General features: G+C 46.8%; 25 protein-coding genes and 1 pseudogene. 23 read left to right on the plus strand and 3 right to left on the minus strand.

What is annotated here, in order from left to right; genetic code table 11:
- The first annotated feature begins 45 nt into the window (after window positions 1-45).
- From ACWJJX_RS06920 to ACWJJX_RS06945, 6 genes and pseudogenes are all read left to right on the plus strand, one after another.
- Window positions 46-254 (plus strand): annotated as a pseudogene (locus tag ACWJJX_RS06920) (hypothetical protein).
- The gene (rho, locus tag ACWJJX_RS06925; RefSeq protein WP_003151107.1) at window positions 251-1537 is read left to right on the plus strand and encodes a transcription termination factor Rho; all 1287 of its coding nucleotides are present in this window, start codon (window positions 251-253) and stop codon (window positions 1535-1537) included. Before ACWJJX_RS06920 ends, rho begins: the two are co-directional and overlap by 4 nt.
- Before the next feature lie 122 nt (window positions 1538-1659).
- The gene (gene rpmE, locus ACWJJX_RS06930) at window positions 1660-1860 is read left to right on the plus strand and encodes a 50S ribosomal protein L31 (protein WP_003151132.1); all 201 of its coding nucleotides are present in this window, start codon (window positions 1660-1662) and stop codon (window positions 1858-1860) included.
- 84 nt (window positions 1861-1944) lie between these two features.
- Window positions 1945-2535: a thymidine kinase gene (locus tag ACWJJX_RS06935; protein ID WP_038464350.1), complete on the plus strand. Its 591-nt coding sequence runs from the start codon at window positions 1945-1947 to the stop codon at window positions 2533-2535.
- A gap of 276 nt (window positions 2536-2811) precedes the next feature.
- Window positions 2812-4509 (plus strand): oxaloacetate-decarboxylating malate dehydrogenase, encoded by a 1698-nt coding sequence (gene malS, locus ACWJJX_RS06940; protein ID WP_003151135.1) that lies wholly within the window; start codon window positions 2812-2814, stop codon window positions 4507-4509.
- Window positions 4510-4594: 85 nt separating this feature from the next.
- A complete protein-coding gene (locus tag ACWJJX_RS06945; RefSeq protein ID WP_003151136.1) occupies window positions 4595-5551 on the plus strand; it encodes an AEC family transporter in 957 nt (318 codons plus the stop codon).
- A gap of 33 nt (window positions 5552-5584) precedes the next feature.
- On the opposite strand, the gene racA is transcribed toward ACWJJX_RS06945, so the two are convergent.
- Window positions 5585-6148 (minus strand): chromosome-anchoring protein RacA, encoded by a 564-nt coding sequence (racA, locus tag ACWJJX_RS06950; protein WP_017418731.1) that lies wholly within the window; start codon window positions 6146-6148, stop codon window positions 5585-5587.
- Window positions 6149-6258: 110 nt separating this feature from the next.
- Window positions 6259-6642 (minus strand): SMU1112c/YaeR family gloxylase I-like metalloprotein, encoded by a 384-nt coding sequence (gene gloA2 / locus ACWJJX_RS06955; protein ID WP_003151138.1) that lies wholly within the window; start codon window positions 6640-6642, stop codon window positions 6259-6261.
- 111 nt (window positions 6643-6753) lie between these two features.
- Here gloA2 and prfA point away from each other — a divergent pair, with 111 nt between their 5' ends.
- The 3 genes from prfA (at window position 6754) to ACWJJX_RS06970 (ending at window position 9035) form a co-directional block, all read left to right on the plus strand.
- Entirely contained in the window at window positions 6754-7824 is a 1071-nt protein-coding gene (prfA, locus tag ACWJJX_RS06960) for a peptide chain release factor 1 (protein ID WP_003151139.1), read from the plus strand.
- A gap of 1 nt (window position 7825) precedes the next feature.
- Window positions 7826-8686 (plus strand): peptide chain release factor N(5)-glutamine methyltransferase, encoded by an 861-nt coding sequence (gene prmC / locus ACWJJX_RS06965; protein ID WP_454022846.1) that lies wholly within the window; start codon window positions 7826-7828, stop codon window positions 8684-8686.
- A 70-nt stretch (window positions 8687-8756) separates the two neighbouring features.
- A complete protein-coding gene (locus ACWJJX_RS06970; protein ID WP_069449066.1) occupies window positions 8757-9035 on the plus strand; it encodes a DUF5316 family protein in 279 nt (92 codons plus the stop codon).
- On the opposite strand, the gene ACWJJX_RS06975 is transcribed toward ACWJJX_RS06970, so the two are convergent.
- Window positions 9022-9396: a UPF0715 family protein gene (locus tag ACWJJX_RS06975; protein ID WP_003151143.1), complete on the minus strand. Its 375-nt coding sequence runs from the start codon at window positions 9394-9396 to the stop codon at window positions 9022-9024. The two genes, ACWJJX_RS06970 and ACWJJX_RS06975, sit on opposite strands and share 14 nt — an antisense overlap.
- 160 nt (window positions 9397-9556) lie before the next feature.
- Between ACWJJX_RS06975 and spoIIR the strand changes: the two genes are divergently transcribed.
- From spoIIR to ACWJJX_RS07045, 14 genes are all read left to right on the plus strand, one after another.
- Entirely contained in the window at window positions 9557-10237 is a 681-nt protein-coding gene (spoIIR, locus tag ACWJJX_RS06980; RefSeq protein WP_077722976.1) for a stage II sporulation protein R, read from the plus strand.
- 70 nt (window positions 10238-10307) lie between these two features.
- Complete coding sequence (locus tag ACWJJX_RS06985) at window positions 10308-10751, plus strand: hypothetical protein (protein WP_454022847.1); 444 nt, start codon at window positions 10308-10310, stop codon at window positions 10749-10751.
- A gap of 156 nt (window positions 10752-10907) precedes the next feature.
- The gene (locus ACWJJX_RS06990; RefSeq protein ID WP_454022848.1) at window positions 10908-11948 is read left to right on the plus strand and encodes an L-threonylcarbamoyladenylate synthase; all 1041 of its coding nucleotides are present in this window, start codon (window positions 10908-10910) and stop codon (window positions 11946-11948) included.
- 67 nt (window positions 11949-12015) lie between these two features.
- Complete coding sequence (locus ACWJJX_RS06995) at window positions 12016-12573, plus strand: manganese efflux pump MntP (protein ID WP_003151147.1); 558 nt, start codon at window positions 12016-12018, stop codon at window positions 12571-12573.
- A gap of 73 nt (window positions 12574-12646) precedes the next feature.
- Entirely contained in the window at window positions 12647-13102 is a 456-nt protein-coding gene (locus ACWJJX_RS07000) for a low molecular weight protein arginine phosphatase (protein ID WP_003151148.1), read from the plus strand.
- 133 nt (window positions 13103-13235) lie between these two features.
- The gene (gene rpiB, locus ACWJJX_RS07005; protein ID WP_003151149.1) at window positions 13236-13685 is read left to right on the plus strand and encodes a ribose 5-phosphate isomerase B; all 450 of its coding nucleotides are present in this window, start codon (window positions 13236-13238) and stop codon (window positions 13683-13685) included.
- A 13-nt stretch (window positions 13686-13698) separates the two neighbouring features.
- On the plus strand, window positions 13699-14241 hold the full coding sequence (locus ACWJJX_RS07010; protein ID WP_070082509.1) for a TIGR01440 family protein: 543 nt from the start codon (window positions 13699-13701) through the stop codon (window positions 14239-14241).
- 147 nt (window positions 14242-14388) lie between these two features.
- A complete protein-coding gene (glyA, locus tag ACWJJX_RS07015) occupies window positions 14389-15636 on the plus strand; it encodes a serine hydroxymethyltransferase (protein WP_003151153.1) in 1248 nt (415 codons plus the stop codon).
- A 134-nt stretch (window positions 15637-15770) separates the two neighbouring features.
- A complete protein-coding gene (gene upp, locus ACWJJX_RS07020; RefSeq protein WP_003151154.1) occupies window positions 15771-16400 on the plus strand; it encodes a uracil phosphoribosyltransferase in 630 nt (209 codons plus the stop codon).
- 419 nt (window positions 16401-16819) lie between these two features.
- A complete protein-coding gene (gene atpI / locus ACWJJX_RS07025; protein ID WP_003151155.1) occupies window positions 16820-17203 on the plus strand; it encodes an ATP synthase subunit I in 384 nt (127 codons plus the stop codon).
- A 7-nt stretch (window positions 17204-17210) separates the two neighbouring features.
- Window positions 17211-17945: a F0F1 ATP synthase subunit A gene (atpB, locus tag ACWJJX_RS07030; RefSeq protein ID WP_003151158.1), complete on the plus strand. Its 735-nt coding sequence runs from the start codon at window positions 17211-17213 to the stop codon at window positions 17943-17945.
- A 45-nt stretch (window positions 17946-17990) separates the two neighbouring features.
- Window positions 17991-18203, plus strand: coding sequence for a F0F1 ATP synthase subunit C (gene atpE, locus ACWJJX_RS07035; RefSeq protein ID WP_003151167.1), 213 nt, complete (start codon window positions 17991-17993; stop codon window positions 18201-18203).
- 142 nt (window positions 18204-18345) lie between these two features.
- Window positions 18346-18858 carry a F0F1 ATP synthase subunit B gene (atpF, locus tag ACWJJX_RS07040; protein WP_003151168.1) on the plus strand — a complete coding sequence of 171 codons (513 nt, stop codon included), beginning with the start codon at window positions 18346-18348 and terminating at the stop codon, window positions 18856-18858.
- The gene (locus tag ACWJJX_RS07045) at window positions 18855-19400 is read left to right on the plus strand and encodes a F0F1 ATP synthase subunit delta (RefSeq protein WP_003151169.1); all 546 of its coding nucleotides are present in this window, start codon (window positions 18855-18857) and stop codon (window positions 19398-19400) included. The genes atpF and ACWJJX_RS07045 overlap by 4 nt, the downstream gene beginning before the upstream one ends.
- Window positions 19401-19416: the final 16 nt, after the last annotated feature.

Here is a 19416-nt window from a genome sequence, read left to right on the forward strand (position 1 = left end):
GTACTGGGAAATTTTCAAATTCTACCGCATACAGACGATATAAATATTGATCTTCTCAAGTTTTTGTCCTCGCTTCCTTCAAAACTCATTAAGACATTCCTTTTTTAAAAAAGCGCCGATCATGGGTGGAAGTGTTACCGATAGAAGTTCCTGAACGTTTTATAAAAGAATGTGCTTTGGCGGAATCATGCGAAGCAGCCGATTTGAATGAAAACAGCAATACATTGACTATGAAAAGCGTGGTGTTTTTATGAAAGACGTATCTATTTCCTCTTTGGAAAATATGAAATTAAAAGAACTATATGAACTGGCCAGACATTATAAAATCTCCTACTACAGCAAACTGACTAAAAAAGAATTAATCTTTGCCATCCTGAAAGCCAACGCCGAGCAGGAGGATCTTCTGTTTATGGAAGGCGTGCTCGAAATCATCCAATCGGAAGGATTCGGCTTTCTCAGACCGATTAATTACTCGCCAAGCTCAGAAGACATCTATATTTCTGCTTCCCAGATCCGCCGCTTTGATTTAAGAAACGGTGACAAAGTATCCGGCAAGGTGCGTCCGCCGAAAGAAAACGAACGCTATTACGGACTTTTGCACGTTGAAGCGGTAAATGGAGACGATCCGGAATCTGCGAAAGAGCGCGTTCATTTTCCCGCGCTGACTCCGCTTTATCCGGACCGCCAAATGGTGCTTGAGACGAAACCGAATTATCTCTCAACAAGAATTCTCGATATGATGGCTCCCGTCGGTTTCGGCCAGCGCGGTCTGATCGTGGCACCGCCGAAAGCCGGTAAAACCATGCTGTTAAAAGAAATCGCTAACAGCATTACGACAAATCAGCCTGACGCTGAATTGATCGTGCTCTTAATTGATGAAAGACCGGAAGAAGTAACGGATATTGAACGTTCCGTAGCGGGCGATGTCGTCAGCTCGACGTTCGATGAAGTGCCGGAAAATCACATTAAGGTGGCGGAGCTTGTGCTTGAACGGGCGATGCGTCTCGTTGAACACAAAAAAGACGTTATCATTCTGATGGACAGCATTACCCGCCTGGCACGGGCCTACAACCTCGTTATCCCGCCAAGCGGACGTACGCTTTCCGGCGGGATTGACCCGGCTGCGTTCCATCGTCCGAAGCGCTTTTTCGGTGCCGCGAGAAACATTGAAGAGGGCGGCAGCCTGACCATTTTGGCGACGGCGCTCGTAGACACGGGCTCCCGGATGGATGACGTCATCTATGAAGAGTTTAAAGGAACGGGCAACATGGAGCTTCACCTTGACCGTTCTCTTGCGGAAAGACGGATTTTCCCGGCGATCGATATCCGCCGCTCCGGCACGCGGAAGGAAGAGCTGCTCGTGCCGAAAGAGCATCTTGACCGTCTATGGGCGATCCGCAAATCGATGTCTGATTCTCCGGACTTCGCAGAGAAGTTTATGAGAAAAATGAAAAAAACAAAAACGAATCAGGAATTCTTCGATCTGATCAACCAAGAATGGAAGCAGGCAAACCTTTCATCATCAGCCCGCCGCTGATAAAAAATGTATTTGCAAATGCAGTAAATGACTGATATAATTCTCTCATATGCGTTCCGGATTCGCTCCGGAATAATAACTCTGTTTCCACACGGGATTCAGGGCGGAAGGAGATGGATACAATGAAAGCAGGAATTCATCCTAATTTCAAAAAAGCAACAGTTAAATGCGCTTGCGGAAATGAATTTGAAACAGGCTCAGTAAAAGAAGAGGTACGCGTTGAGATTTGCTCTGAATGCCACCCATTCTACACTGGACGTCAAAAATTCGCTTCTGCTGATGGTCGTGTTGATCGCTTTAACAAAAAATACGGTCTTAAGTAATAATAGATTTTACAGGCAGGCAAGAATTGCTTCTTGCCTGTTTTTTATGTCCATAAACAGGAAAAAAAGGGGAGCGGATAGCCTATGTACATAATGAAGCAAAGCGGATGGCTTGAGCTGATATGCGGCAGCATGTTCTCTGGGAAATCAGAAGAGCTGATCCGCAGAGTGAAAAGAGCGACTTATGCGAAGCAGGAGGTCAAGGTGTTTAAACCTGCCATTGATAATCGCTACAGTGAGGAGGCTGTCGTTTCTCACAACGGCACCTCCATGACAAGCCACGTCATCTCGTCTTCGGCTGAAATATGGGATCATATCAGTGAAAGCACGGACGTCATTGCGGTAGATGAAGTGCAGTTTTTCGGCGAATCGATCATCGGCGACTTATCCTCGCTTGCGGATAAAGGCTATCGTGTCATCGCGGCCGGACTTGATATGGATTTCCGGGGAGAGCCGTTCGGCGTGGTGCCGAATCTGATGGCGGTTGCCGAATCAGTAACGAAGCTGCAGGCGGTCTGCTCCGTTTGCGGGTCGCCGGCAAGCCGTACGCAGCGTTTGATTGACGGGAAGCCCGCTTCCTATGATGATCCGGTCATTTTAGTCGGCGCGTCGGAGTCATACGAAGCGAGATGCAGACATCACCACGAAGTGCCGAAAAAACAGACTGATAAATAACCCTTTTCATGAAAACATCGGTAAAAAATCCGGTGTTTTTTTGACGGTTTTTCAAAAATTGTAGTTAATTAACTTAAAAAAGAGTATGAAAAAATTAAGTAATTTTCATCTCTTGAATTTTCATTTTTACAGGCATAAAATGACTAAGTAATGTAAATAGTTATGAGACATTGTTCGAATAATTGTCAAAAAAAGATATAGCAGATCGCGATCACACTAGCCAAAATGGGTAATTACTTAACTTTGTTAACTATTTGAAGAAAGAAGGAGATTTTCTTGAATAATATTAAAGTAACGAAGGAAGGCAACTTAGAAACTACTTTAAGAGGAAAAGAAGTTCTATCTATCCCTACTTTAAATAAAGGTGTTGCGTTTTCAGCAGAAGAAAGAAAAAGCCTTGGATTAGACGGGCTGCTTCCTCCGACCATTCTGTCTCTTGATGAGCAGGCAAAACGCGCATACGAGCAGTTTCAAGCTCAGCCGGACCGCCTTCGCCAAAACGTGTATTTGAATGATTTGCAAAACCGTAACGAAGTTCTTTTCTTTAAATTGCTTCAAAACCATCTTCGTGAAATGCTGCCGGTTGTTTACACACCGACTGTCGGTGAAGCGATTCAAGAATACAGCCATGAGTACAGAAGACCTCAAGGGATTTACCTTTCTATCGACAACGTGGAAGGAATTGAAGAGGCATTTGAAAACCTTCATGCCACTGCCGGAGATATTGATCTGATCGTTGCGACAGACTCAGAAAGCATCCTCGGAATCGGTGACTGGGGTGTAGGCGGTATCAACATCGCCATCGGTAAATTAGCCGTATACACAGCGGCTGCCGGTATTGACCCAAGCCGTGTTATTCCTGTCGTTCTTGACGTCGGTACGAACAATGAAAAACTTCTGAACGATCCTTTATACATCGGTAACCGCCATGAACGTATCCAAGGCGAACGTTATGAAGCTTTCATTGACGCTTATGTAAAAGCTGCGCTTAAATATTTCCCTAAAGCTCTTCTTCACTGGGAAGACCTTGGAAACAAAAACGCGCGCAATATCATGAAGAAATACAACCATGAAATTCTTACCTTCAACGATGACATTCAAGGAACAGGCGCGATTACGCTTGCAGGTGTGCTTGCGGCTATGAAGAAAACAGGCGCGTCTATTAAAGACCAGCGTGTGGTTGTCTTCGGTGCGGGATCTGCCGGAATCGGAATCGCTGACCAAATCCGCGACACTATGGTGCTTGCCGGTCTTTCTGAAGAAGAAGCCAACAAAGCGTTCTACACAATGGACTACAGAGGCTTGTTAATTGAAGGTATGGAAAACATTCTTGATTTCCAAGAGCCGTACCTGCGCACAGCTGAAGAAATTAAAGATTGGAAACGCGATGAAAACGGACAAATTCCTTTCATTGAAGTGATCCGTCAAGCGAAACCGACAATCTTAATCGGTACATCAGGCCAAAGCGGCGCATTCAGTGAAGAAATCGTCAAAGAAATGGCAAAACACGTTGAGCGTCCGGTCATCATGCCGATGTCTAACCCGACACCGCTTGCTGAAGCCGTTCCTAGCGATCTTTTCAAATGGACTGACGGCAAAGTGCTTGTGGCGACAGGAAGCCCGTTTGACAATGTGGAGTACAATGGCGTTTCTCATGAAATCGGACAATCTAACAACGCGTTCGCGTTCCCTGGACTTGGTCTCGGTTCAATCGTTGTAGAAGCGAAAGTGATTACTCCTGCAATGTTTGCGGCAACTGCTGACGCAATCGCAGAAAGCGTTGATTTTGAAACACCGGGTGCAGGCCTTCTGCCGAGCATGAGCGACTTACAAGAAGTTTCAATTAAAGTTGCGATCGCCGTAGCGGAAACTGCCATTAAAGAAGGCGTGGCAAACCGCATTCCTGAGAATGTAGAACAAGCCGTTCTTGATGCAATGTGGAAACCGCAATATAAACAAGTTATCGCTAAATAATTTTACGATTAATTTTACAGTCCGAGGGAAAGCTTTTATGTAAAGGCTAAAGTATACGGACATTAAGGATTTGGAGGAGAATATTTTGAGCTTCTTAGATATTTTAATCCTCCTGGCGCCGATCTTTTTCGTGATCGTGCTGGGATGGTTCGCAGGTCGCTTCGGAAGTTATGACGCGAAGTCAGCAAAAGGGGTAAGCACCTTAGTTACGAAGTACGCGCTTCCGGCGCATTTTATCGCAAGTATTTTAACCACTTCAAGAAGTGCGTTTTTATCACAGGTTCCTTTGATGATCGCTTTGATCATTGGGATTGTCGGATTCTTTATCGTCATTCTGTTGGTTTGCAAATTTATCTTCAAGTATGATTTAACGAATTCATCTGTATTTTCTTTAAACTCTGCACAGCCGACATTTGCATTTATGGGTATTCCGGTACTTGGAAGCTTATTCGGAGCAAACGAAGTAGCGATTCCTATCGCCGTTACGGGTATCGTGGTTAACGCCATCCTTGACCCGCTTGCGATCATTATCGCTACTGTCGGAGAGTCATCTAAGAAACAAGACAGCGAAAACGAGAACTTCTGGAAAATGACTGGTAAGTCTATTCTTCACGGTCTTTCCGAACCGCTTGCGGCTGCACCGCTTATCAGTATCATCCTGGTACTCTGCGGTGTAACACTCCCTGGCTTGGGTGAAAAAATGCTTGATCAGCTCGGAAGCACAACATCAGGTGTTGCACTCTTTGCCGTCGGTGTAACTGTCGGTATCCGCAACATCAAGCTCAGTCTGCCGGCTTTCGGTATCGCTTTGTTAAAAGTTGCCGTTCAGCCTGCGCTGATGTACTTGATCGCTCTTGCAGTCGGACTTCCGGCTGACCAGATCACGAAAGCGGTATTGCTCGTTGCATTCCCTGGATCTGCGGTAGCGGCGATGATTGCCACACGTTTCGAAAAACAAGAGGAAGAAACTGCGTCCGCGTTCGTGATCAGTGCGATTTTATCTCTGATCTCACTGCCGATCATCATTGCGCTGACTGCATAATGAAAAGCTCCCTGTTTCAGGGAGCTTTTTTGATTAGAATTGAAATTTAAAAGGCGAAAATCTCGTTTTTTTTCTGGGTTTCTTATGTTCTGAAGAAGCGGCTGTTTCTGAGAGGGGAGCTGTCTGGGCAAGTTCCTGGATGCGGGAGGCCAATGTCTGCAATTCGGTATTGAGGTCGTCAATTTCCCGTCTGTGCTGAAGAAGCTGATAAGACACCCCTTCATCCGCCTTTTGTTTCAGCTGGCGTTCCAGCTCCTCTATCCTTGAAAGCAGATGGTTCTCACCTTGTTTCTCTTTCGTGAGAATGTCCAGTTTGCGCTCCAGCTCTGCCAACCTTTGTTCAGCGCCGCCAGTGATTTTCGGACGCTGCAAAATGAAGCCCGTCCGTTTTTTCGGCTGCCGGGGCACTTGAACGTCCAGAAGGGCAGTGCCTTCAGAAATTTGCCGTTTGACCGATTTCAGCACATCAAGATCCTCAGGTGTAAAGGAATAATGTCCGAGCTCATTCCGTTCAGCCGGAAGATTCAGCTGCTTGACCCACCTTTGCACCGTTTTTGCGGAGACACCGAGCTCTTTCGCGGCCATGTTTGTATTCATGATCACATACCTCCTTTTTGCTAGGTATTCGACCATGAGGCGGCGTTCCCTTCATGTTAGACAAAACAAGAAGGAATTCGCCAAAGAAAGCGGCATTTCTTCAAAAAACGTTACGCTTCATACAATTCAAGCGGAAGCTTGTCGGGATCGAAGAAAAAGGTAAACCGTTTCCCCGTCAGCGGATCGGTTCTGATCGGTTCTGTGCCGACGCCCTTTTCTTTTAACTCCCTGACGGCTGCTTCAAGATCGTTTACGGTGAAGGCGAGATGCCGGAGACCCGCGGCTTCCGGTCTGGTCGGCCGTTCGGGCGGATCGGGAAAGGAAAACAATTCAATCGCATACGCGCCGTCCAGCGCCAGATCAAGTTTATAAGATTCCCGTTCCTTTCGGTATGTTTCTTTTATAATGCCGAAACCGAGTATCTCGGTGTAAAAAGCTTTCGACTTTTCATAATCAGAGCATATGATTGCTATATGGTGGATGGATTTCAGCATATCCGCCCCTCCTTTTTTGCTTCAGTATAACAGAGGCGAATTGCTTTTGACTGGCGATAAGCCCTATACTATAATGAGAATGTTACGCACAGGAAAACAGAGGTGAAGACCGTGTTAGACCGTTTACAGTCAATTGAACAACGATACGAAAAATTAAATGAGCTTTTAAGTGATCCGGAAGTGGTCAACGATCCGAAAAAGCTTAGAGAATATTCGAAAGAGCAATCTGATATACAAGAAACCGTTGAAGTCTATAGACAATACAGAGACGCATCAGAACAGCTTGCCGATGCGAAAGCGATGCTTGAGGAAAAGCTTGATGCCGATATGAGAGAAATGGTGAAGGAAGAAATCTCCGAACTGCAGGGAGAGACGGAAACCTTATCAGAGCGTTTGAAAGTGCTCCTCATCCCGAAAGACCCGAACGATGACAAAAACGTAATTATGGAGATCCGGGGAGCAGCGGGAGGAGAAGAAGCCGCGCTGTTTGCGGGAAATCTCTACAGAATGTACTCCCGTTACGCCGAGATCCAAGGCTGGAAGACTGAAGTCATGGAAGCAAACGTGACTGGAACGGGCGGTTACAAAGAAATCATCTTTATGATTACGGGAAAAGGCGCATACTCCAAGCTGAAGTATGAAAATGGCGCGCACCGCGTACAGCGTGTTCCGGAAACGGAATCAGGCGGCCGTATTCATACATCCACGGCGACGGTGGCGTGTCTTCCTGAAGCGGAAGAAGTAGAAGTGGACATCCACGAAAAAGACATCCGCGTCGATACATTCGCATCAAGCGGACCGGGCGGACAAAGCGTAAACACGACGATGTCGGCCGTACGCCTGACGCATTTACCGACCGGTGTCGTCGTATCCTGTCAGGATGAAAAATCTCAGATTAAAAATAAAGAAAAAGCGATGAAGGTGCTCCGCGCCAGAATCTATGACAAATTCCAGCAGGAAGCTCAGGCTGAATATGATCAGACCCGTAAATCAGCCGTCGGATCAGGCGACCGTTCCGAGCGTATCCGCACATACAATTTCCCGCAAAACCGTGTGACGGATCACCGCATCGGCCTGACGATTCAAAAGCTGGATCAAATCCTGGAAGGCAAGCTTGATGAAGTGGTTGAAGCGTTAATCGTAGAAGACCAGTCAAGCAAGCTCCAGCAGGCGGAAAATTAAGATGAAGACCGTTTTTGAAGCCCTAAGCTGGGCTTCTTCTTATTTAACCGAAGCGGGAAGAGAAAAAAACGCGGCCGAGCTGCTGCTGTTAAATGATATCGGAATGGATCGGAGCAAGCTTCTCGCAAGTCTGCAGGAGCCCGTCGGCGAGGACGAGCTTTACCGATTCAGACGGCATGTGGAAATGCATAAAGAAGGCGTTCCGATTCAATATATTATCGGGAAAGAACAGTTTTACGGCAGGGAATTTTTTGTGAATGACGATGTTCTCATTCCGCGTCCGGAAACGGAAGAAGTCGTCTTTCATCTGCTGGACAGACAGAAGCGGGTATTTTCCGGGGCGGAACGACTGAACGTCATTGATATCGGTACGGGGAGCGGAGCTATTGCGGTGACGCTCGCGCTTGAATGCGGACATTTTTCAGTATCGGCTTCGGATATTTCAAAAGAAGCGCTGCAGGTGGCGGAAAGAAATGCGCAAAACCTCGGAGCGGACGTGTGCTTTTTGCAGGGAGATCTGTTAACTCCTTTTATTTCATCAGGAAAAAAAGCGGATATTATTGTTTCCAATCCGCCGTATATTTCTGAAGAAGAAATGGCGGATTTGTCGGATATCGTCCGTTTCCATGAGCCGCTTCATGCTCTTACGGACGGCGGTGACGGTTTGAAATTCTACAAGCGGTTTATGGAGGAGCTGCCTCTTGTCATGAAAGATAAAGCGCTTGTCGTCTTTGAAATCGGATATAATCAGGGAAAAGCCGTGAAAGACCTGTTCCGTCATTCCTTTCCGAATGCGGAAGTGGAAGTCGTACAGGACATCAACGGAAAAGACAGAACCGTATCCGCGGTCATCACATCATGAAAAAAGCCCGCCGGTGACGCACACGGCGGGCTTTTGTTACAATGGAAAGAAAATGAAAGGGGCATCCGCCTTGAAAAAAGCGTTCGCCTTCGGATGTATACTCGCCGCCGCAGCTTATGCGGCTGGATTTGTCCTGCCGTTTGGCTTTGACATCATTTTCGGCGCCGTTACGGCTGTTCTTATCGTCGCAGCGGTCATCGTTTCCGGGCTGGCCGTAAGCGGAGCGGAGCAGCGGGCCAATTATCATTCTGAAACAGAAGAAGGACGGCACGCCCGTTTAAAGATGGCCGCCGTTTTCTTTTGCGCCGCTCTCCCTTCAGCCGGCTGTCTGCTGATTACGCTTCTGTAGCCGGATTTTGTCTTTGCAGCAATACGGAATCCCACACCCAATAGACGACGGCTGTTAAAACCGCAAAGATATAAAAGGCTGAATTAGAAAACAGAGATTGGCCTGACGGCTGCAAAAGACCGAAGATGATCCCGTTTGCAATGAACGACACCCCTAAATAATAAAGAAAATACAGCGGATGAAATCTCTTCGGCTTTTTATTCAGAAAGTATTGAAGCGGCAGCGCAAAAATCAAATAAGGAAACAAAAAATAAAACGCCATCGAAATGAAAGCCGCGATAATGAATTGATGAACATACAAAATAGAATAAATGACAGACATACATGCCGCCGACAGCAGCACGGTGTAATTATATTTCATCTGAAAACCTCCTATCAAAATAATATCGTACCATATTTTGAATCTGTCAATGCAGATTATCAGCTTGCTAGATTTTTTTCTTCCCGCCGGTTTAAACCTTTTCCGTCATGTCCATAATGGGACTAGATAAAAAAAGCACGGAGAGGAACGGTGGGGACCGATGAAACAGACAATGATGATCTGCATATATATTTTTCTTTTATTATCAGGAGCGCTTGCGGGTTTGACAAAAGAAGAAACGGCGCGGGCATCAGCCGATGAGCCCGTCGTCATACCGGATGAAGCGATCCGGCTCAGGATTTTGGCCAACAGTGATAACGATGAGGATCAAAAGCTCAAGCGCCAGATCAGAGATGCTGTAAACGAGCAAATCACGGACTGGGTGAAAGATATCACTTCCATTGAAGAAGCGCGGCGGCTCATTCGTTCGAAGCTTCCTGAAATTAAAGAAATCGCCAAACAAACGATGAAAGAAAAGGGTGCGCATCAATCCGTTTCAGTTCAATTCAATAAAATTTCGTTTCCGACAAAGCTGTACGGCAATATGGTCTATCCGGCCGGAAAATATGAAGCCATTTTAATTACACTCGGCAATGGCGAGGGCGCCAACTGGTGGTGCGTCTTGTTTCCGCCGCTGTGCTTCCTTGATTTCTCAAACGGCGAAGCGGTGAAAGATCAGGAAGACGGCGGACAGAAGCAGGAAGAAACGCAGAAACAGACAGAAAAAGTGCTGGATGACGTAAAAGCAAAGGCTGATAAAGCGAAGAAAGAAAATAAAGATGACGATGATACCGAAGTGAAGTTTTTCCTCGTCGATTGGATTTCAGATCTATTTTCCTGAAGCAAAAGGCATAAATCCGGATTCGATTCATAGATTGGAAGAAAGAGTTGATCGAAACGGAGGGAAATATATGTTTTATCAGCTGAGAGTGGCAAGAGATCAAGATACGGAGGCGCTGGAGGCCTTTTTGAAAAAGTCTGATACGGCACATGCGGAAATCGATCAGCAGATCAGCCGGTTTATCGTGCTGGAAGACAGCGAAAAAAAGATTGCCGCCTGTCTCGGGATCGAAAAATTCAGCGGCGGAAAAGGGCTTCTCCGTTCACTCGTCATGTCGGACAGGCTGAATCAAAGCCATATCGTTACACTGTTTCAAAGTATGGATGTGCTGTGCAAAAAACATGAGATTCAAGATGTCTACTTAGTCGCCAATCAGCCCTCATCTGCTGAGTTTCTGAATGTGATGGGATTTGAAGCGTGCGCCGATGCGCCTGATGAACTGTATACGTCCGAACATCTCCGCAACTCGTTATGCACAGAAGGTTCGTTTTTAATGGTGAAAACCTCTGCCTGATCTAACTTATACACAAGGTTATCCACTTATTAAAAAGTGTTGTCCACAGTTTGTGGATAACACTTGTTTTATTAAAGGACATCTTTTATACTTTCAAAAGGAATACACGAGAGAAAATAAAGTTTTACCGCTTTAAAATAAGGAGTTTGGTTATACATGAAAACAAGAAGATGGTTTGTGGATTGTTCCGCAGAATTATCCACAACCGATCCCCAAATTACACAAGCCGCGGAATTGCTCCGGCAGAATGAGGTTGTGGCTTTTCCGACAGAAACCGTTTACGGACTGGGCGCTAACGCTGAAAATACGGAAGCCGTAACGAAAATATATGAGGCGAAAGGAAGGCCGAGCGATAACCCGCTGATTGTGCATATATCCCATATCAGCCAGCTTGATCGTTTTATCAGCCATATTCCTGAGACGGCGAAAAAGCTTATGGAGCTATTCTGGCCGGGGGCGCTGACCCTTGTCCTGCCGTGTAAGCCCGGTGCGCTGTCACCCCGTGTCACCGCGGGACTTGAGACGGTAGCGGTCAGAATGCCTGATCATCCGGCAGCATTAGCCCTCATCAGCTCGGCCGGACTGCCGATCGCCGCGCCGAGCGCCAATTTATCAGGAAAACCGAGCCCGACGAAGGCCGAGCATGTCGCTCATGATTTAAACGGCCGTATTGCCGGTATTGTGGACGGCGGCGCGACGGGAATCGGAGTGGAATCAACCGTTCTGTCCTGTACGGGGAAACAGCCCGTGCTGCTTCGTCCGGGAGGCGTGACAAAAGAGCAGATTGAATCCGCCGCCGGTCCGGTTCTTGTGGATAAAGGGCTGACCGAAGAAGATGAGGTTCCTATTTCTCCCGGTATGAAATATACACATTACGCGCCTTCTGCGCCGATGGCTATTGCCGACGGCGGCGCCCAGAGAATTCAAGAACTGGCAGACGCATATAAAAGCCGGGGAAAACGAATCGGCATTTTGACAACAGAAGAGAACGCCGATAGTTACCAGGCTGATTATATCAAGGTCTGCGGCAGACGCGCCGACCTTGAAACAGTGGCGTCCGCCTTATACGATGCGCTCCGCAGCTTTGATGAAGCGGAAGTGGATATGATTATTTCTGAGTCCTTTCCGGATACCGGAGTGGGGCTCGCCGTTATGAACAGGCTGATGAAAGCCGCAGGCGGCACCGTTATCCATTAACTTGTTCTACCCCTTATCGGACATGCATAAGCTAAACAAGCGGGCACGTCCAAGGGGGTTTTTATTCATGTCGAATCTATTCATCGGGGAACTTGTCTCCTTAAGCATCATGGCATTTGCTTTGGGGACGGATGCCTTTTCCGTCGGGCTCGGAATGGGAATGATTCAGCTGAAGAAAAAACAGATTTTTCATATAGGGGTTGTCATCGGGCTGTTTCATGTCATGATGCCGCTTGTGGGAATGGCGGCCGGGCATCTGCTGTCCGGTTTTCTGGGGATGCTCGCCGTTTACATCGGCGGATCTCTTCTTTTCATTTTAGGGGTGCAGATGATGATCGCCGCGTTTAAACAATCGGACGGGCCGCTCATATCTCCGGCAGGCTCGGGACTGTTGCTGTTTGCGGTCGGTGTCAGTCTGGACAGCTTTTCTGTCGGGCTCAGTCTCGGGATGAACGGCTCCAATCCGTTTCTGGCCGTTACGCTGTTCGGGGTCTTCAGCACCGTTTTAACATGGGCGGGCCTTTTGGCGGGTAGAAAGGTGCAGTCGTGGCTCGGCTCCTACAGCGAAGCGCTTGGCGGAGCCATTTTGATCGGATTCGGGCTGAAACTGCTTTTACCGATATAAGATACGTAAAAAAAGAAACGAAGATGCCGTTTCTTTTTTCTTCATTTATAATAGGCAGTAAGAGGTGACGGACATGAAAATAATCTTTGTTTGTACAGGCAATACGTGCCGCAGTCCCATGGCTGAGGCTCTTTTTAAATCCATAGCAGAAACGAAAGGGCTGGATGTCAGCGTAAGCTCGGCCGGCGTATTCGCGTCTCCGCACGGAAAAGCGTCGGCTCATGCCGTAGAAGCGCTGTTTGAAAAACGGATCGCCCTCAATCACAGTTCATCTCCCTTATCGGAAGAACATATCGAGACGGCCGATCTGGTGCTGGCGATGACCGAACAGCATAAACAGCTGATTGAAGGCCGATATCAAAACAGTCAGGGCAAAGTCTTTACCATTAAAGAATACGTAACGGGGGAAAACGGCGATATCTCTGACCCGTTCGGCGGTCCGCTTGATGTTTATAAACAGACGCGGGACGAACTGGAGGAGCTGCTGACTCTTTTGGCTGATCAATTGCTTGACGGGAAAAGCAAGTAATCTGTCAGAAAATCTGCAAACAGGTCATTTGCAAAACGAATGTGAAAGAGTAGAATGAAATCAACGGATTTCGTAATAAAAAGGACAAGCACACTGGGCTGTCTTCGCCCAGCCACACCTAGGAGGTAAATGAATGAAAGTAGCTATTGCGTCAGATCACGGCGGCGTCCATATCCGCGAAGAAATAAAAAGTCTTTTGGATGAATTGCAGATTGAATACATTGATATGGGCTGTGAATGCGGCGCCGGCTCTGTCGATTATTCAGATTACGCTTTTCCGGTAGCGGAAAAAGTGGTGAACGGCGAAGCTGACAGGGGAATTTTAATTTGCGGCACAGGCATCGGCATGAGCATCTCCGCAAATAAGGTAAAGGGCATACGCTGTGCGCTTGCCCATGACACCTTCAGCGCAAAAGCGACGCGTGAACACAATGACACGAATGTTCTTGCGATGGGCGAACGCGTCATCGGCCCGGGGCTGGCGCGCGAAATCGCAAAAGTCTGGCTGACGACTGAATTTACGGGCGGCCGCCACGAACGGCGGATCGGCAAAATCGCAGATTACGAAGAAAAAAATCTGTAAGAGGTGCTGGACAATGGAAGAGATGAAGCAAAAATGGACGGACATGCTGACTGAGTTTCAAGAGCAGGCAGGACTGACGGACGGCAGTCTGCTGGTGATCGGGTGCAGTACAAGTGAAGCCGCCGGAAGCCGGATCGGCACCGCCGGAAGCGGGGATTGGGCTGAATTGATATACAGCGGACTTAACCGGTTTAAGGAAAAAACGGGTGTGCATCTTGCTTTTCAATGCTGCGAGCATTTAAACAGGGCGCTTGTCATTGAAGCGGAAACGGCCGAGCGGTTCAGGCTCCCCATTGTTTCAGCCGTCCCCGTCCCGAAAGCGGGCGGAGCGATGGCCTCTTATGCATACCGGCAGATGCGTTCTCCAGTGCTCGCTGAATCGATTCAGGCTGACGCCGGGATTGACATCGGTGATACGTTCATCGGCATGCATCTGAAACCCGTTGCCGTCCCTGTCCGGATATCGAGCCGTGAGCTTGGAGAAGCACATGTGACGATGGCCCGGACAAGACCGAAGCTGATAGGCGGAATTCGCGCCGTTTATGAATGCGAATGATGAAAATGCTTTTCCTGTATAATGTTCGTGTTTTCTAATTAAATTTTGTGATTTTTTTAAATAAGCTGTTACATTCACCTGAAAAACCATGTACAATAAGGGTGGTAAAAATAAAGAACAGGAAACGGATAGGAGAGGATCTCGCTGATGAAACATTTACCTGTACAAGATAAACAAGTGTTTAACGCCATCAAAGATGAGCGTAAGCGTCAACAGACTAAGATCGAATTAATTGCTTCTGAAAACTTCGTGACGGAAGCGGTAATGGAAGCGCAAGGCTCTGTTTTAACAAACAAATATGCTGAAGGCTACCCCGGCAAACGCTACTACGGCGGCTGTGAGCATGTTGATGTCGTTGAGGACATCGCCCGCGACCGCGCGAAAGAGATTTTCGGAGCTGAGCATGTAAACGTTCAGCCGCACTCAGGCGCTCAGGCGAACATGGCTGTTTACTTCACGATTTTAGAGCACGGCGACACGGTGCTCGGGATGAACCTCTCCCACGGCGGCCACTTAACACACGGAAGCCCGGTTAATTTCAGCGGCGTTCAATACAACTTTGTAGAATACGGTGTCGATAAAGACACGCAATATATAGATTATGAAGATGTGCGTGAAAAAGCGCTGGCGCATAAGCCGAAACTCATCGTAGCCGGAGCGAGCGCATACCCCCGCACGATCGACTTTAAAAAATTCCGCGAAATCGCTGATGAAGTCGGCGCTTACTTCATGGTAGACATGGCGCATATCGCGGGTCTTGTCGCAGCCGGTCTTCATCCGAATCCGGTTCCTTACGCTGACTTTGTAACGACAACGACTCACAAAACACTTCGCGGACCCCGCGGAGGAATGATCCTTTGCCGTGAAGAGTTTGGCAAAAAGATTGATAAATCCATTTTCCCGGGAATCCAAGGCGGACCGCTTATGCATGTCATCGCGGCCAAAGCCGTTTCTTTCGGAGAAGTGCTTGAAGATGATTTCAAAACATATGCGCAAAACGTCATCTCGAACGCGAAGCGCCTGGCTGAGTCTCTGAACAAAGAGGGCATTCAGCTCGTATCAGGCGGAACGGATAACCACCTTGTACTTGTCGACCTCCGTTCTCTCGGACTGACCGGAAAAGTCGCTGAACACGTTCTTGATGAAATCGGCATTACATCTAATAAAAACGCGATCCCTTACGATCCGGAAAAACCGTTCGTCACAAGCGGAATCCGTCTCGGTACGGCAGCTGTGACAAGCCGCGGCTTTGACGGTGACGCGCTTGAAGAAGTCGGCGCCATCATCGGCCTCGCGCTGAAAAATCATGAAGACGAAGCAAAACTTGAAGAAGCGAAACAGCGCGTATCAGCCTTGACTGAAAAGTTTCCTTTATATAAAGAACTGGACTATTAATAAGGAAGAAACCCGCCGGAACCTTAATCCGGCGGGTTTTTTTATGATTTTCTTGAAACTGTTTGTCTTTTTCTGTAGAATCAATAGAAGTGTGAAAAAGTCACTCGGACAACAAAAAAGGAGCTGAACACAGTATGGGAAAGGTTTACGTATTTGATCATCCTTTAATCCAGCATAAGCTGACATATATTCGGAATGAAAATACAGGCACAAAGGATTTCAGAGACCTTGTGGATGAAGTCGCATCACTGATGGCGTTTGAAATTACACGTGATCTTCCTCTTAAAGAAGTGGAAGTGAAAACACCTGTTCAAACAGCGACATCCAAAGTGATTTCAGGGAAGAAACTCGGTATCGTGCCGATCCTGAGAGCGGGTCTCGGAATGGTTGACGGCATGCTGAAATTAATCCCGGCCGCTAAAGTGGGACATGTCGGATTATACCGTGATCCGGAAACCTTAAAACCGGTGGAATACTATGTCAAGCTTCCTTCTGATGTAGAAGAACGCGAATTTATTGTCGTGGATCCGATGCTTGCTACGGGAGGCTCTGCGGTGGAAGCGATCAACAGCCTGAAAAAGCGCGGCGCGAGAAACATTCGTTTTATGTGTCTTGTAGCGGCTCCGGAAGGCGTGGAAGAGCTGCAGAAACATCATTCTGACGTTGATATTTATATCGCCGCCCTTGATGAAAAACTGAATGAAAAAGGCTATATCGTTCCGGGCCTCGGTGACGCGGGTGACAGACTGTACGGAACCAAATAAATCGGAAAACCTCATTCAGGGGGTTTTCTTTTTTTATCCAGATATTTGCTGAATGGGCAGAGTTCATACATTTATAGGTGAATTTGTGAACATTCTGTGTATGCTTCCGGTATAAAAAGTTTTTTAACTTTAAACAGATTGACACATGTTAGGGGCTATTGTATGCTAAACGAGGGTATTATGAGAAGGTTTTCATTCCTTTCATTTCTAGTATCCATCCTCATTTTAAATCCTCCAAAAAAACCCGTTATATGAGGATTTATCTAAGCGAATGAAACAGCATCCCGTGGCATCAGGAGGATGAGTGGTTTTTTCGAACAGGCCGTTTTGCGGACAAAAAAGGCCTTCTGCAAGGGTTAACCGCATGTTTTGCCGTATCCAGGAATTATATTACATTTTCATCAGGAGACAGATAGTTGATGGACGATCCCAATCTTACATTCAGCAGACAACGGAGATATGTATTTGTAATCTTAGCAATCTATTTGCTGGGATATGGTCTTACGGCGTATAAAACTGTTTTTTTAGGCCTCTTTTTGGGAACTGTTTTCAGTTTGTTTAATTTGTGGCTCTTGACCAGAAGAATGAATGCTTTTGACAAGGCCGTGGCGAAAGGAAAGTCCATACGATCACTCGGGAGCGCAGCGCGTTGGTGCAATGCGATACTTGCGATGGCTGTCGCCTTTAAATATCCCGATAAAGTCAGTGTGGCAAGTGTGATTATTGGATTAATGACAATTTATCCCGTCATTATGATAGATTCCATTATTCAGCTCAAACGTTCATCAATGGAAGAGAGGTGAAAACCCATTGAATCACGATTACAGAACTATTGATTTGTTTGGTCTTACTTTTAATCTGACAAACATTCTGATGATTACTGTGGCAAGTGTGATTGTGCTGCTGATTGCGATTCTTACTACAAGAACGCTGTCCATCCGTCCGGGAAAAGCCCAGAACTTCATGGAATGGATTGTTGATTTTGTCCGCAATATTATAGGCAGTACAATGGATTTAAAAACAGGGGCTAACTTCTTGGCGCTTGGTGTAACCTTGCTGATGTACATATTTGTATCAAATATGCTAGGGCTGCCGTTTTCTGTAACGGTCGGACACGAGCTTTGGTGGAAATCACCGACGGCCGATCCGGCTATTACTCTGACTCTAGCCGTTATGGTTGTGTCGTTAACGCACTATTACGGCGTGAAGATGAAAGGTTTGAAGGAATACTCTAAGGATTACCTCAGACCGGTTCCGCTTATGTTCCCGATGAAGATCATTGAGGAGTTTGCGAATACGCTGACACTCGGACTTCGTCTTTACGGTAACATTTTCGCCGGGGAAATTCTTCTTGGCCTGCTTGCGAATCTGGCGACGAATTTCTACTCAAACAGTTTCTTTCTCGGTTTGGTCGGCACAGTCGGAGCCATTATTCCGATGCTTGCATGGCAGGCATTCAGCTTGTTCATCGGTACCATCCAGGCATTTATCTTTACGATGCTGACGATGGTGTACATGTCACACAAAATCAGTCATGATCATTAAAATCATATATCCATTCGGATAACATTTTAAAGGAGGAACTTTTTCATGAATTTAATAGCAGCTGCAATTGCAATCGGTTTAGGTGCACTTGGTGCAGGTATTGGTAACGGTCTGATCGTTTCACGTACGGTAGAGGGAATCGCCCGTCAGCCGGAAGCAGGAAAAGAACTTAGAACTCTTATGTTCATGGGTATCGCATTGGTTGAGGCCCTTCCGATTATCGCTGTCGTTATCGCGTTCTTAGCGTTCTTTGGCTAAGCAAAAAAGCCTTATATGAACTAAAAATGGCGAAGATCACTCTAAGAGAACCTTCGCCATTGCTTTATGTCTGATAAGCAGGCCGTCCCGAAACGGCTTTTTATCAGCAGAGAAAACCTGCAGAAGGGAGTTGCCGTAGTAGATGTCTCAATTACCTCTTGAATTAGGACTGTCGTTTAACGGCGGAGATATCCTATTCCAATTGTTAGCTATGTTAGTTTTATTAGCGCTTCTCAAGAAATTCGCTCTGGGACCGCTATTAAATATAATGAAACAGCGTGAAGATCATATCGCCGGCGAAATTACGTCCGCTGAAGAAAGAAATAAAGAAGCGCAGAAGCTGATTGAAGAGCAGCGCGTTCTTTTAAAAGAAGCGAAACAGGAATCACAATCACTCATTGAAAATGCGAAAAAACTGGGTGAAAAGCAGAAGGAAGACATTATCCAGGCTGCACGCGCCGAGTCTGAAAGATTGAAAGAAGCGGCGAGAACCGAAATTGTCAAAGAAAAAGAACAAGCGGTTTCCGCACTTCGCGAGCAAGTCGCATCACTTTCTGTCTTAATCGCATCGAAAGTGATTGAAAAAGAGCTTGATGAACAAGCCCAGGAACAACTGATTCAGGACTATCTTAAAGAGGTAGGAGAAAGCCGATGAGTGGATCTGCTGTCTCTAAACGATACGCGTCAGCGCTTTTCGACATTGCCGTTGAGACTTCTCAAATCAATGAAATCGAAGAAGAGCTTACCGTACTAAAAGAAGTGTTCCGGAACGAAGCCGGATTACAGGAAGTGTTAAGCCATCCGAAGGTATCGGCCGCTAAGAAAAAAGAGCTGATTCAGCAATCGTTCGGCGCACTGTCTGAGTCTGTGCTGCATACGATTTTTCTTCTGATTGACCGCCGCCGGTCTTCGATTGTGCCTGATCTCACAGACGAGTTTATCAAACTTGCCAATCAGGCCCGTCAGACAGAGGACGCGGTTGTTTATTCAGTAAAACCGCTGTCAGAAGCGGAAATGTTATCATTGTCTCAAGTGTTTGCAAAAAAAGCCGGAATCGCTTCGCTCAGAATCAGAAATGAAGTGCAGACGGATTTAATAGGCGGCATTAAAGTCCGCATTGGAAACCGGATTTATGACGGAAGCGTAAGCGGAAAGCTTGAGCGCATGGAACGTCAACTTGCCGGAGGAAATCGATAGAAGGGGTGAAACCTAA

The organism is Bacillus sp. YH3-2-B2 (assembly GCF_053663335.1).